The 13,531-nt window shown below is 69.0% G+C and carries 11 protein-coding genes and 1 pseudogene; 3 read left to right on the forward strand and 9 right to left on the reverse strand.

The window, feature by feature from the left end; genetic code table 11:
• Positions 1-15 precede the first annotated feature (15 nt).
• Positions 16-1,485, reverse strand: coding sequence for an aldehyde dehydrogenase family protein (locus ACIBK0_RS27215; RefSeq protein ID WP_399085227.1), 1,470 nt, complete (start codon positions 1,483-1,485; stop codon positions 16-18).
• Between the two features lie 220 nt (positions 1,486-1,705).
• On the opposite strand from ACIBK0_RS27215, the gene purU reads away from it, so the two are divergent.
• Complete coding sequence (gene purU / locus ACIBK0_RS27220; protein WP_399085230.1) at positions 1,706-2,578, forward strand: formyltetrahydrofolate deformylase; 873 nt, start codon at positions 1,706-1,708, stop codon at positions 2,576-2,578.
• Between the two features lie 114 nt (positions 2,579-2,692).
• Here purU and ACIBK0_RS27225 read toward each other — a convergent pair whose 3' ends face one another.
• Positions 2,693-3,529 (reverse strand): 5,10-methylenetetrahydrofolate reductase, encoded by an 837-nt coding sequence (locus tag ACIBK0_RS27225; RefSeq protein ID WP_399085233.1) that lies wholly within the window; start codon positions 3,527-3,529, stop codon positions 2,693-2,695.
• A 3-nt stretch (positions 3,530-3,532) separates the two neighbouring features.
• A complete protein-coding gene (betA, locus tag ACIBK0_RS27230) occupies positions 3,533-5,203 on the reverse strand; it encodes a choline dehydrogenase (RefSeq protein WP_399085236.1) in 1,671 nt (556 codons plus the stop codon).
• A 201-nt stretch (positions 5,204-5,404) separates the two neighbouring features.
• On the opposite strand from betA, the gene ACIBK0_RS27235 reads away from it, so the two are divergent.
• Entirely contained in the window at positions 5,405-6,151 is a 747-nt protein-coding gene (locus ACIBK0_RS27235; RefSeq protein WP_399085748.1) for an IclR family transcriptional regulator, read from the forward strand.
• An 81-nt stretch (positions 6,152-6,232) separates the two neighbouring features.
• Here ACIBK0_RS27235 and ACIBK0_RS27240 read toward each other — a convergent pair whose 3' ends face one another.
• The 6 genes and pseudogenes from ACIBK0_RS27240 to ACIBK0_RS27265 form a co-directional block, all read right to left on the reverse strand.
• On the reverse strand, positions 6,233-7,363 hold the full coding sequence (locus ACIBK0_RS27240; protein ID WP_399085239.1) for an aromatic ring-hydroxylating dioxygenase subunit alpha: 1,131 nt from the start codon (positions 7,361-7,363) through the stop codon (positions 6,233-6,235).
• A 151-nt stretch (positions 7,364-7,514) separates the two neighbouring features.
• A complete protein-coding gene (locus ACIBK0_RS27245; protein WP_399085242.1) occupies positions 7,515-8,675 on the reverse strand; it encodes an NAD(P)/FAD-dependent oxidoreductase in 1,161 nt (386 codons plus the stop codon).
• On the reverse strand, positions 8,672-9,034 hold the full coding sequence (locus ACIBK0_RS27250) for a bifunctional 3-phenylpropionate/cinnamic acid dioxygenase ferredoxin subunit (RefSeq protein WP_399085245.1): 363 nt from the start codon (positions 9,032-9,034) through the stop codon (positions 8,672-8,674). Before ACIBK0_RS27250 ends, ACIBK0_RS27245 begins: the two co-directional genes overlap by 4 nt.
• Before the next feature lie 215 nt (positions 9,035-9,249).
• Entirely contained in the window at positions 9,250-9,879 is a 630-nt protein-coding gene (locus ACIBK0_RS27255; RefSeq protein ID WP_399085248.1) for an MBL fold metallo-hydrolase, read from the reverse strand.
• Positions 9,879-10,964, reverse strand: coding sequence for an S-(hydroxymethyl)mycothiol dehydrogenase (locus ACIBK0_RS27260; protein WP_399085251.1), 1,086 nt, complete (start codon positions 10,962-10,964; stop codon positions 9,879-9,881). The genes ACIBK0_RS27255 and ACIBK0_RS27260 overlap by 1 nt, the downstream gene beginning before the upstream one ends.
• A 500-nt stretch (positions 10,965-11,464) precedes the next feature.
• Positions 11,465-11,869 (reverse strand): annotated as a pseudogene (locus ACIBK0_RS27265) (chorismate-binding protein); the annotation flags it as partial.
• A gap of 972 nt (positions 11,870-12,841) precedes the next feature.
• Here ACIBK0_RS27265 and ACIBK0_RS27270 point away from each other — a divergent pair.
• Positions 12,842-13,516 carry a phosphatase PAP2 family protein gene (locus ACIBK0_RS27270; RefSeq protein WP_399085254.1) on the forward strand — a complete coding sequence of 225 codons (675 nt, stop codon included), beginning with the start codon at positions 12,842-12,844 and terminating at the stop codon, positions 13,514-13,516.
• Positions 13,517-13,531: the final 15 nt, after the last annotated feature.

A 13,531-nucleotide genomic window follows, 5' to 3' on the forward strand; every position in this document is an offset into this window, starting at 1 on the left:
ACCTCATTTCGGCGTTCAGCCGCGGAACCAGCGCTGCGGCCGGGGTTGGATGTTCTGCCAGATGTGTTTGGGCTCTCGGTATTCGTCCAGGCCGGACGGTCCCAGTTCCCGGCCCACGCCGGAGTGCCCGAAGCCTCCCCATTCGGCTTGGGGCACGTAGGGGTGGTAGTCGTTGATCCACACCGTGCCGTGGCGCAGTCGCCGGGCGACCCGCTGGGCCTTGCCGGCGTCCTGTGTCCAGACGGCGCCGGCGAGGCCGTACTCGGTGTCGTTGGCGATGCGTACGGCATCGTCCTCGTCGGTGAAGCGTTCGATGGTCAGCACGGGTCCGAAGGACTCCTCGTGCACCACCCGCATGTCCTGCGTGCACTCGTCGAGCACGGTCGGCGGGTAGTAGTGGCCGTTCGCGAGGGCCGCATCGCCCGGCCGTTCGCCGCCGCAGCGCAGTACGGCGCCCTCGGCAAGACCGGCCGCGACATACGCCTCGACCTTCGCCAGGTGCTGGGCGGAGATCAGTGCCCCGGTCTCGGCCTCGGGGTCGAAGGGGCCGCCCAAGCGGATCTGCCGCGCGCGGCGGACGACCTCGTCGACGAAGCGGTCGTGCAGCGAGTCCTCGACGATCAGCCGGGCGCCGGCCGAGCAGACCTGGCCCGAATGCAGGAAGACGGCCGTGAGAGCGAGGTCCACGGCCGTCTCGAAGTCGGCGTCGGCGAAGACGACGTTGGGGTTCTTGCCGCCGAGCTCCAGCGCCACCTTCTTCACAGTGGCGGCGGCGGTGGCCATGATGCGCTTGCCGGTCTCCAGGCCTCCGGTGAAGGAGACCATGTCCACGGCGGGGCCCTCGGAGAGCGGGGCGCCCACCTCGGGGCCGGTGCCCAGCACGAGGTTGGCAGCGCCGGCCGGGAGCCCGGCCTCCTCGAGTGCCTTCATCAGCAGGATCGAGGTGGAGGGGGTGAGCTCGCTCGGCTTGAGGACGACCGTGTTGCCCGCGAGAAGCGCCGGGGCGACCTTCCAACTGGCTTGCAGCAGCGGGTAGTTCCAGGGCGTGATCAGTCCGCACACGCCGATCGGCTCGTACACGACGCGGCTGACGGCATCGTCACGACCGGTGTCGATCACACGGCCGGCGTCGGTGCCGCCGATCCCGCCGTAGTAGCGGAAGCAGGAGACGACGTCCGCGATGTCGTACTCGCTCTCCACCAGACGCTTGCCGGTGTCGAGCGACTCGGCGCGGGCGAATTCCTTGGCGTCCCGCTCGAGGATGTCGGCGGTGCGCAGCAGCAGCGCGCCGCGCTCGCGCTCGGCGGTGCGGGGCCAGGGCCCCTCGTCGAAGGCTCGGCGGGCCGCGGCGATCGCCGCCTCCGTGTCGGGACGCGTCCCTTCGGATACGGTCGCTGAGAGCGTGCCGTCAGCGGGACAGCGGATTTCGCGGTGACCACCGGCCACCGGCTCCCGCCACTCTCCGTCCACATACAGGTCTGCCACGCGCCAAGCCTTTCAACTGAAATTCGTTGCGCATCGTGCATTCAATTGCTTGTGGTGGAACACCCTGGCGAATGTCCAGACAGACGTCAAGTGGTTGGTGGATGACGATTTGACTGTGGGAGCAGTTGCCTGGCCACCCCTTGACCGCGAGCGGGCAACGAGCCGACCATGTTGCGTATCGCTCACCTTGTTGTGCAATACGCATCAGCGGAGGCCGCTTATGTCCCCTCGACCGCAACCTGGCCGTGAGTACGTCCTCACTCTGTCGTGTCCCGACAGCGCGGGACTGGTCCACGCCGTGAGCGGATTTCTCGTCAGGAACTCCGGCAACATCCTGGAGAGCCAGCAGTTCGATGATCGGCTTCAGGGCCGTTTCTTCATGAGGGTCCACTTCGACGTTTCGGATCCGAACGCGGATCTGCAAACTCTGCGTTACCGGTTCGGTCCGGTCGCCGAGGCCTACCGGATCTCCTGGACCCTGCAGGACGCCTCCACCCCCACCCGGACGCTCATCATGGTGTCCAAGTTCGGGCACTGCCTGAACGACCTGCTCTTCCGCCGCCGCACCGGCGCCCTCAACATCGAGATCCCGGCGATCGTCTCCAACCACCGGGACTTCGAGGGACTGGCCGAGACCTACGGCGTCCCCTTCCACCACGTCCCGGTCACCAGGGACACCAAGGCCGAGGCCGAGGCGCGGCTGCTGGAGCTGGTGCGGGAGCTGGACGTCGACCTGGTGGTGCTGGCCCGGTACATGCAGATCCTCTCCGACGACCTGTGCAAGCAGCTCGAGGGTCGCGCCATCAACATCCACCACTCCTTCCTCCCCAGCTTCAAGGGCGCGAAGCCCTACGACCAGGCCTACAACCGCGGAGTGAAGCTGGTTGGGGCGACCGCGCACTATGTGACCCCGGACCTGGACGAGGGACAGATCATCGAGCAGGACGTGGTCCGCGTGGACCACTCCCTCGACCCCGGCGAGCTGGTCACGGTCGGCCGGGACGTGGAGGCGCAGGTGCTCGCGCACGCGGTGAAGTGGCACAGCGAGAGCCGCGTCATGGTGGACGGCCACCGTACGGTGGTCTTCCGCTGAGTTCCTCTGTATACGAACGCCGGACAGGCCGACTCCGCCCGTCCGGCGTTTGAGGACGAGGCCCGTTCAGGGCCGAAGCGGGGGTCTGGGGGCGGCAGCCCCCAGAAACGGCACTCAGCCCCCAAGCCGCTCAAGCACAGCGCGGCGCCAGCGTTCCGTCTCGGCGATCTGGTTGAAGGTGAACAGGTGCACGCCTGCCACCCCGGCCGTCGGCGCCGTGAGCGCCTCCTCGCCGCGTTCCAGCAGCCTGTCGGGTGAGTAGCCCCCGGGCGCCGCGAACCGCAGGAACCAGGAGGCGTGCTTGGTCAGAAAACGCGTCGACTCCCCCACCCCGATCTTCGTCGCCATGGCCAGCAGCTTCGTCCGCTGTACGGGCCCCGCGACGCCGACATGGACGGGCAGCGTCACGTCCCGGCGCCGTATCCGGGCGATCCACTCCCCCAGTACGCGCGGGTCGAAGCAGAGGTTGCTCACGATGTACGTGGCGTGCTCGCGCTTGTCCCACATCGCCTGGATGGTGACGTCGTCGTGGATGAGCGGATGGCTCTCGGGGTAGCCGGTGACGCCGACGCGGGTGAAGGGGCTGCCCAGCCCGCTGAGCCTGCGCAGCACCGGCAGCGCGCCGTCGTAGGCCCCGGCCGGCGGGTCCGCGTCGCCCGCCGGAACGAAGACGTCGCCCACGCCGGCCTCGAGGAGCCGGTCGACGACGTCCTTGAGGTGCGCGTCGTCCCGCAACAGCCGCGCGGGCACGTGCGGGACGACGCGGAAACCGTGCACCGCGAGCCGGGCGGCGAGATCGAGAGTCGGCTCCAGGCCCTTGGCCGGCGACGCCGTCACCGTGACGACGACGTCGCGCGGCACATGGGCGAGGACCTTGTCCTCGGTCGCCTTCGCGGGCAGGACCTCGTAGCGGACGTGCTCCAGCAGTGCCCGCAGTCCCTTGGCCGCCAACGTCTACCCGGCCTGCTGCTGGGCGTCACGGTGGCGGTAGTACGCGGCCTTGGACGGGGTCAGCGGCTCCTTGCCGAGAATCAGGTCGGCGGCCTTCTCGGCGACCATCATCACCGGTGCGTAGATGTTGCCGTTGGTGACGTAGGGCATCACCGACGCGTCCACCACACGCAGACCCTCCACGCCGTGCACCCGCATGCTGGTGGGGTCGACAACGGACATCTCGTCGGTGCCCATCTTGCAGGTGCAGGACGGGTGCAGGGCGGTCTCGCCGTCCTTGGCGACCCAGGCGAGGATCTCCTCGTCGGTCTCGACGGACGGTCCGGGCGAGACCTCCCCGTCGTTGTAGGGGGCGAGCGCGGGCTGGTTGAGGAGCTTGCGGGCGACGCGGATCGACTCGACCCACTCGCGGCGGTCCTGTTCGGTGGAGAGGTAGTTGAAGCGCAGGGCCGGGTGCTCGCGCGGGTCCTTGCTCTTGATCTTCACCGAGCCGATGGCGTCGGAGTACATGGGCCCGACGTGCACCTGGTAGCCGTGGCCGCCGGCCGGCACGGAGCCGTCGTAGCGGACCGCGATGGGCAGGAAGTGGAACATCAGGTTGGGGTAGTCCACGTCCTCGTTGCTGCGGGCGAAGCCGCCGGCCTCGAAGTGATTGGTGGCGGCCGGGCCCTTACGGAATAGCCACTGCAGGCCGATGAAGGGGGCGCGCCACTTCGCCAGGTACGGCTGCATGGAGACGGGCTGCTTGCAGGCGTACTGGATGTACACCTCCAGGTGGTCCTGCATGTTCTCGCCGACGCCTGGGAGGTCGTGGACGACGTCGATGCCGAGGGCGCTCAGTTCCTCGGCGTTGCCGACGCCGGAGAGCTGGAGCAGCTGCGGGGAGTTGATCGCGCCGCCGCAGAGGATGACCTCCGTGGCGCGCACCTGCTGGAAGGCGCCCTTGCCGCGCTGGTACTCGACGCCGACCGCCTTCTTGCCCTCGAAGAGGACGCGGGTGACCAGGGCGCGGGTGGTGACCGTGAGGTTGGGGCGCTTCTTGGCGGGCTTGAGGTACGCCTTCGAGGCCGACAGGCGGCGTCCGCGGTGGACGTTGCGGTCGAACTTGGCGAAGCCCTCCTGCCGGTAGCCGTTGACGTCGTCCGTCGGCGCGTAGCCCGCCTCCTGGGTGGCCTTGAGGAAGGCGCTGAAGAGGGGGTTTGTGGCCGGGCCGCGTTCGAGGACGAGGGGGCCGTCGTGGCCGCGGAACTCGTCGTCCGGGTCGGCCGCCAGGCAGTTCTCCATCCGCCGGAAGTAGGGCAGGCAGTGCGCGTAGTCCCAGGTCTCCATGCCGGGCTCGGCCGCCCAGCGCTCGTAGTCCATGGGGTTGCCGCGCTGGAAGATCATGCCGTTGATGCTGCTGGAACCGCCCAGCACCTTGCCGCGCGCGTGGTAGATGCGCCGACCGCCCATGTGCGGCTCGGGCTCGGACTCGTACTTCCAGTCGTAGAACCGGCTGCCGATGGGATACGTCAGCGCCGCCGGCATGTGGATGAAGACGTCCCACGGGTAGTCGGACCGGCCGGCCTCCAGGACCAGGACCTTGTTCGCCGGGTCCGCGGAGAGTCTGTTCGCCAGTGCGCTGCCGGCCGAACCGCCGCCGACGATGACGAAGTCGTACTGCAGGGGAGCCATGGTGCCTCGTCTCGCTCGCGCCGTAGATACGCGACGCATGCTAATACCAGTATCGCTATACGCACCAGGTTGCGAGCAACGCAACTTGTCAGGTCTTCGCTTCGGGCCGTCACTTGCAGCGTTGTTGTTTACTGCGCGTATAGTTTCGCTGTGAGCAACCAAAGCCGAGACACCGAAACGTCAAATTCGCAGGCCGGCGGAGTGCAGTCGGTCGACCGAGCCATCAGCGTCCTCGAGATCCTGGCCCAGCGCGGCGAGGCAGGCGTCAGCGAGGTGGCCGCCGAGATCGACGTCCACAAGTCCACGGCCTTCCGCCTGCTCGGCGCCCTGGAGGCGCGTGGCCTGGTGGAGCAGGCGGGAGAGCGCGGCAAGTACCGGCTCGGCTTCGGCATCGTACGCCTGGCCGGAGCGGTGACCGGACGCATCGACATCACGCAGCAGGGCCGCCCGGTCTGCGAGCGGCTCGCCGAGGAGATCGGCGAGACGGTCAACATCGCGGTGCTGCAGGAGCACTACGCGATCAACCTCTACCAAGTGCGCGGCCCTGGAGCGGTCACCGCGCACAACTGGGTCGGACAGTTGACCCCGCTGCACGCGACGTCGAGCGGCAAGGTCCTGCTGGCGCACCTGCCCACCAAGGAGCGCGCCGCGCTGCTGGCCGAGGCCGGCCTGAAGAAGGTCACGCCGCACACCTACACCTCGAAGGCGAAGCTCGAGAAGAACCTCGCCGAGGTGCGGGAGGCCGGCTACGCCTGGACCAAGGAGGAGCTGGAGATCGGCCTGCACGCCATGGCCGCGCCGGTCCTCGACCGGGACGGCGAGGTCATCGCGGCGGTCACGGCTTCCGGGCCCTCGTACCGGTTCACGGAGGAGCGGATGCGCGAGCTCGCCCCGGTGCTGATCAAGGGCGCCGAGGAGATCAGCCACCGGATGGGCTACCTGGGCTGAGCCGCCGGCTGAAAGTGTCGCACTTGTGCTGTCAGTCGTGTGCGGCGCCGTCGTGGCTGGTCGCGCAGTTCCCCGCGCCCCTTAGGGCGCTGCCGTGCCCAATCGTTCATTGACCCAGTCATGGAAAGCACCGATGTGGTGCTCGCTGGGGACCAGCACGCCGCCCTTGGCGTACAGCCGGGAGCTCATTCCGGGCTGCGTGCGCTCGCAGGCGTCGAAGTCCTGGCGATTGACCCGGTCGAAGAGCTCCACGGACCGGCTGACGTCCTTGCCGCTCTCGACGACGTGCGGGAGGTAGAGCCAGTCGCACTCGACGATCGTGCGGTCGACGGCCACCGGGTACATCCGGTGGAAGATCACGTGGTCGGGCACGAGGTTGATGAAGACCTGCGGCCGGACGGTGATCGCGTAGTACCGGCGGTCCTGGTCGTCGGCGACGCCGGGGATGCGGTCGAGGCCCTCGGAGCCGTCGACGGTGAAGCCCTGCACCTCCTCGCCGAACTCGGCGCCGTGCCCGACGTAGTACTGGGCCGCGTAACCGTCCGCGAACTCCGGCAGCACTTCGGTGAGTTCGGGGTGGATCGTGGCGCAGTGGTAGCACTCCATGAAGTTCTCGATGATGAGCTTCCAGTTCGCCTTGACGTCGTAGACGATCCGCTTGCCGACGGAGAGATTGGCGATGTCGTAGTGCTCGATCGACTCCACGTCGCCGAGGCGCGCGACGACTTCGCCCTTGACCTCGTCCTCGAAGGAGGGCGGGTTCTCCGCGAGGCACACCCAGACGTAGCCGAGCCATTCGCGGACGGCCACGCTCACCAGGCCGTACTCGGTGCGGCCGACGTCGGGCATCTTGGTGAGGTTCGGCGCCGCGACCAGCTTGCCGTTCAGGTCGTACGTCCAGGCGTGGTACGGGCACTGGAAGGCCCGCTTGACCTCGCCGGTCTCCTCGGTGCAGAGCTTGGCGCCGCGGTGCCGGCAGACGTTGAAGTAGGCGCGGATGCCGTTGTCCCTCGCCCGGGTGACGAGGATGCTCTCGCGGCCCACGTCGACGGTGCGGAAGGCGCCGGGCTTGGCCAGTTCCGAGGAGCGCGCGACGCAGAACCACATGGTCTCGAATATGCGCTCCTGCTCCTGGGCGAAGATCGCCGGATCCGTGTAGGAGGAGCCGGGGAGGGTGGCGATCAGGCTGTCCGGCAGGCTGGTCGAGGTCACGGTGCACTCCTCGGGAAACGTCGTGGAGGGGTCATTCACGCGCCGGGAAGAGCGACTCCGGACGGTGTTGTACAAAAAGCATTGTTGTGCATTGAGCAACGTTGCGTGCGATATGCAACCGCAGGCAGCATGGGATGCCGCCGGGGCGGTGTCAAGATGTGGCGGCGAGCTGCTTGCGCCAGCGCATGAACAGCCGAGGCTGGTTCATGCCGAGCACGGCGACCGGATCGCCGGCCCGCCGGTAAACGGCCAGCACGTTGCGGTCGTCCGCAGCACCCTCCTCGATGGTCACGCTGTCGGCGCGGGCCGCGTTCCCGGCGAACTGGATCTTCACGCCGTACTGGTCCGACCAGAAGTACGGCGGCCGGGGCACACCCGGTTCCACCGCGCCTCCCGCCAGCAGCGTGGCGATCGCGGCGTCGGGACGCTCGCGCGCACCGGTCCAGTGCTCGACGCGGCGATGGCGGCCCGCGCGCGGGTCGTACCAGTTGGCGCAGTCACCGACCGCGACCACGCCGGCCAGGCTGGTCCGGCCGTCCGCGCCGCACTTCACGCCGTTGTCGAGCGCGATGCCGGAACCCTCCAGCCAGTCGACGCACGGGCTTGCGCCCACACCGACGACGACGATGTCGGCGGGGAGGCTGCGGCCGTCCTCGAGCAGGACGGCGTTCACCTGCCGCTCCCCGCTCAGGCCCTTCACGCCCACGCCGCACAGCAGCCGTACGCCGTGGTCCGCGTGGAGCCCGGAGACGATGGAGCCCATGGTCTCGCCGAGCGGCCCGGCGAGCGGCGTCGGAGCCACCTCGACGACGGTGGCCTCGAGGCCGAGAGCGTAGGCGGTGGAGGCGACCTCGGCGCCGATGAAGCCGCCGCCGATCACCACCAGTCGTCCGCCGCGGCCCAGTTCGTCCCGCAGCGCACGGGCATCGTCCAGGGTGCGCAGGGTGTGCACTCCGTCCAGGCCCTCGGAGCCGGGGAGGGCACGGGCCGCGGCGCCGGTCGCGATGACGATGCCGTCGGCGCGGATCTCCTGTCCGTCGGCGAGCCGCACCGCGCGGTGCGTGCGGTCGAGTCCGGTGGCACGGGTGCCGAGCAGCCACTCCGCGCTCAGGTTCTCGTCGTCCGTCTCCAGCGCCAGGTCGGCCTCGACGAGGGCGCCGGCCAGGAACTCCTTGGACAGCGGCGGCCGGTCGTACGGCCGGTGGAGCTCCTCGCCGATGACGAGCAGCCGCCCGTCGTAGCCCTGCTTGCGCAGTGAGCGCGCTGCCGAGAGCCCGGCCAGTGAGGCGCCGACCACGGCCACGGTCCTCACGCGGGACCACCGGCGAGGCGGGCGGCAACACAGGGCGGCAGGTTCGGCGCCTCCGTGGAGAGCCGGACGTAGATCATGCCGTCCTCGACGAGGACCTCGTGCGTCCGGACCGGGAGCTTGGCCGGGGGGGCGTCGACCGCACCGGTCCGGAGGTCGAACTTCGAAGCATGCAGCGGGCATTCCACCTCGCAGCCCTCCAGCCAGCCGTCGGCGAGCGAGGCGTCCTGGTGGGTGCAGGTGTCGTCGATGGCGAAGAGTTCGCCGTCATCGGTGTGGAACACCGAAACCGGCGGATCGATGTTGAGCCGGTGGGCCTCGCCTCGGAGGAGATCCTCGAGACGGCACGCGGGAATCATCATGACACCTCGGTGCGTATAGCGAAACGGATTGCGGAACGCGCAACATAAGTCTGAGGTCGCCTCGAACCCTTGTCAAGGCATCCAGAAGGCACTCCGACCTTGTTTCATGTTGCGCTACATAAAACAGGATTCACATAGAGCAACATGAAGGCCGCCGTATCGGCTCGCGGTCGTCGCGAGCCGATACGGCGGGCTGTGGAGATCGCCGGGAGGCGTCAGAAACCGCGGTCGATCCACTCCTGGAGGTGCGGCGCCTCGGCGCCGATGGCGGTCGTCTCCCCGTGTCCGGTGTGCACGACGGTGTCGCCCGGCAGCGTCAGCAGCCGGTCCCGGATCGAGTCGATGATGGTCGGGAAGTGGCTGTACGACCTTCCTGTCGCCCCCGGCCCACCGGCGAACAGCGTGTCACCACTGAAGAGGGCCGTCAGGGCCGGCGCATGCAGGCAGACCGCGCCGGGGGCGTGGCCGGGCGTGTGCAGCACGGTCAGCTCGATGCCGGCCACCGCGAGGCCCTGGCCGTCAGTCAGTTCGGCGTCCGGCGCCTTGTCGGGGTGGGTCTGCTTCCACAGCGGCAGGTCGTCCGGGTGGAGGAGGATCGGGGCACCCGTGCGCGCCGCGAGTTCGGGCGCGGCGTCGATGTGGTCGTTGTGCGCGTGCGTGCACACGATGGCCCGCAGGGTGCGCCCGCCGACCGCTTGGGCGATCGCCTCGGCGTCGTGCGCGGCGTCGATGACGATCGCCTCGTGGTCGTCGCCGACGATCCACACGTTGTTGTCGACGTCCCAGGTGCCGCCGTCCAGCGAGAAAGTCCCCGAGGTGACGAGGTGTTCGATGCGGGCGGACATCAGAGGACCACCACAGAGCGCAGCACGTCGCCGTGGTGCATCCGCTCGAAGGCCTTCTCGACCTCGTCGAGCGCGATGGTCTCCGTGACGAAGGCGTCCAGGTCGAGCCGACCCTGCAGATACAGGTCGATGAGCGTCGGGAAGTCCCTGCTCGGCAGGCAGTCGCCGTACCAGGAGGACTTCAGCGCCCCGCCACGGCCGAAGACGTCCAGCAGCGGCAACTCCAGCTTCATCTCCGGGGTGGGCACACCGACGAGGACGACGGTGCCGGCGAGGTCGCGGGCGTAGAACGCCTGCTTGTACGTCTCCGGGCGGCCGACCGCCTCGATGACCACGTCGGCGCCGAAGCCGCCGGTCAGCTCGCGGATCGCCTCCACGGCGTCATCGCTCTTGGAGTTGACGGTGTGGGTCGCGCCCAGCTTCTGCGCGGTCGCCAGCTTGCGGTCGTCGATGTCCACCGCGATGACCTTCGCAGCACCCGCCAGGTTCGCCCCGGCGATCGCCGCGGCCCCGACACCGCCGCAACCGATGACGGCGACCGAGTCGCCCCGTCCGACATTGCCGGTGTTGATGGCCGCGCCGATACCCGCCATCACGCCGCAGCCGAGCAGTCCGGCGGCGGCCGCCGACGCGGTCTGATCCACCTTCGTGCACTGCCCGGCCGCGACCAGCGTCTTCTCCGCGAACGCGCCGATTCCCAGGGCCGGCGAGAGCTCGGTGCCGTCGGTCAAGGTCATCTTCTGCTTCGCGTTGCGGGTGTTGAAGCAGTACTGCGGTCGTCCACGCAGACACGCCCGGCACTGACCGCACACCGCACGCCAGTTGAGGATGACGAAGTCTCCGGGGGCCACGTCGGTGACCCCCTCCCCCACCGACTCCACGACACCCGCGGCCTCGTGGCCCAGCAGGAACGGGAAGTCGTCGTTGATGCCGCCCTCGCGATAGTGCAGATCGGTGTGGCAGACCCCGCAGGCCTCGATCTTCACCAGCACCTCGCCCGGTCCCGGGTCGGGCACGATGATCGTTTCCAGGCTGACGGGGGCGCCCTTGCCCCGCGCAACGACAGCACGGACCTGGTGCGTCATGGCCACTCCTCGGATGTTCGAGACTTGAATCAGATGTTGCTCATTACGGCACACATCTCACGTGTCGCAACACAGCATCGTTGAGTGCCGACGGGGGGTCAAGGAGCTCGACGAGGGTTCCCTCAGCTGGTGCTGGATCCCGGCGCGGCAGCACGAACGACCGGCGGGGTCGTGGCCGAACATGTCGGTTCCACACCCCCGCCGGGCGCGCGTGGGCGCCGGTCTCAGCAGGCGGAGGAGGATGTGGACTGCGCGGGTTGCGTCGACTGCTGGGACTGCGTGGACTCCGCGTCGTCGGTGGACGTGTCGGGGCCGATGCGGAGTTCGAAGTCGCCGTCGCACGTCTCGTGGCCGGCGATGACGGCCGTTTCGATGGCTTCCTTGCCCTTGCGCCCGAGGATGATGAGCGGGTCCTGGCGCAGATCACGGGTGAGCGCGATACACAGGCCGACCATCATCAGGGTGAACGGGGCCGCGGCGAGAATGGCGAGGTTCTGCAGTCCGGTGACGCGCAGCGCGCTGGACTTGGGAGCGCCGGTGACGGACCCGGGTGGGAAGGTTCCGGCGAGCAGCTCCGGCGATCCGGCGCGTTCGGCGAGCTCGCCACGCACGGTGGACACCAGGTACACCAGGCCGGGGTGTTGCGCGACGGCGCACGGGTCGGGGACGGTCACGGATCCGGTGGCGCAGACGCGTCCCAGGTCGTTGCGGACCAGGTCCACGATCATGATGTTCTCGGCGTGGTCCTTATCGAGGAGGTCCGCGGCGGTGCGGCTGGTGCCCTTGACGGGGCCGGACTCGACCGTACGGCCGACACGGCGGAGGAAGAGCTCGGGCGGGGCCGTGGCGATCTCCACACCATGCGCGGAAGTGCGCACCATGCCGACGTACGGCGACGGACTTCCTCCCACGGCTCTCCCATCCCTGACCAGCTCTTCCGGACCCGGTCAGGGACCAAAATCCCGGCTCACCGCGCAGCCCCCTGGTTGCGGCTGACGCGCTCCCACCTCTGCATGGATTCCTCGATGAGCACGCGCGAACTGCGGCGGGATGGGACCGGGCCGCGTCGCGATAGCCGCGCGGCGCTTCAGCGAGTGCACTTGGTGCACCACGCCGTCGCCCTCAAGCGAGTCGAGAAGGCCAATCCCACCGGGACGATCCGGATCGCCGCCGACAACCTGTCCGCGCATCCACCACGCGTACATCCCTGTCGGCGCTTGCCGGCTCAACTTGCAAGAGAGGTGGTGGCACCTGTTCCGCAAGACGGCCCTGGCCGGACGCTCCTTCTGCCCCGCGACATCGCCTACGGTCGATCTCGTGGGCAAGAAACACCAAAGCGGCCTTCAAGATCTTGTTTACCCGCTTTAACTCCGCTACTTCCTTGCGGAGTTGTTTTGGCACTGCTCGTATGTCTCCGTACGCCCAAATGATGGATCTGGCTTCAGGGACGCTACGAAACAGGGCGCGTCTCACACTCCGTGACTCCGATGTCGGTTTGCCACGACCGGATTGTTGGTTAGGGTGACAAGCAGAGGCTGATCCCGATGCCCCTTGGCCAAGGCGATGGCCAGGCTGGCGAGTTCGGGGCTGCACGGGCTGACGGCTCCCGCGGAATCGTACAGGCCAAGCACGGGTGTCCGCGGGGCAGTTATGGTCGCTGGATGGTGAGTCGGACACGACGGGGGGCTCGCGTTGGATCGCCTGGCAGGAGCGGGCCCAGCCGTCGTGGGACGCGGTCACCAGCTCCGCCAACGCGGTCAGCGGCTTGTTGCGGTTCCGCGGCGCCGGCAGGACGGCGACGTAATCCCGCAACGCCCGACGCTGCCCACGGCAGACAAGAAGGTCACTACCGCAGGTCGACCGGACGCGGTGGGCGTGTGACCGGCCGGTCGGCGCCCGCGGTGCCGGCCCCATCGCTGCGCGTGCGGCTCGGGCTGATTGCGGCCCTTGCCGCGCTGGTGGTCGTCGTGCTCGGGGTCCTGTACGCCGGCCACGACAAGCCCGGCACGGTGGACAGGTGGATCATCCGGCCGACGGCGGACAGTGTGCGGCCGCCCTGGAGGAGCGTCGCTCTGGCCCTGGACTTCTTGGGGGAACCCGCCGGATCGGCGCTACTGGTCGCGGTCATCGTGGCCTGCTGCCTGCTGCTTCGGCGTCCCCGCGCGGCGGTACTCTTCGTTGTCGGCGCCGCCGTGAGCGTGGGGACGGCGACGCTCCTGAAGCATCTGGTGGGACGCACCATCCACGGCGCCGGCAACCTGTCCTATCCGAGCGGGCACACCGCCTTCTTCACCGCACTCGCCCTCGTCGCGGCGCTGCTCGCGACCGGCCGGCTCGGCCTCGGCAGGGCGGCCGGCGTGTCGCTCGTGCTCGCCGCGGCGCTCCTGGCCGGCGCCGCGATGGGATGGGCGCAGGTCGCCCTGGGCGCGCACTATCCGACCGACGTCCTCGGCGGCTGGTGCACCGCGCTGGCGGTGATTCCGGCGACCGCGTGGCTGGTCGATCGGATGGCCGACCGGATGGCCGACGCCGGTCGGCGGGAGCGTCGCTGACGCCACGTCACGTCA

It is taken from the genome of Streptomyces sp. NPDC050564, assembly GCF_044457265.1.
Lineage (GTDB): Bacteria > Actinomycetota > Actinomycetes > Streptomycetales > Streptomycetaceae > Streptomyces.

Bases quoted from the DNA above. Each gene is read 5' to 3' on its own strand.
- purU (WP_399085230.1), top strand. From the start codon at position 1,706: ATGTCCCCTCGACCGCAACCTGGCCGTGAGTACGTCCTCACTCTGTCG.
- ACIBK0_RS27260 (WP_399085251.1), bottom strand. From the start codon at position 10,964: ATGACGCACCAGGTCCGTGCTGTCGTTGCGCGGGGCAAGGGCGCCCCC.
- ACIBK0_RS27255 (WP_399085248.1), bottom strand. From the start codon at position 9,879: ATGTCCGCCCGCATCGAACACCTCGTCACCTCGGGGACTTTCTCGCTG.
- ACIBK0_RS27250 (WP_399085245.1), bottom strand. From the start codon at position 9,034: ATGATGATTCCCGCGTGCCGTCTCGAGGATCTCCTCCGAGGCGAGGCC.
- betA (WP_399085236.1), bottom strand. From the start codon at position 5,203: ATGGCTCCCCTGCAGTACGACTTCGTCATCGTCGGCGGCGGTTCGGCC.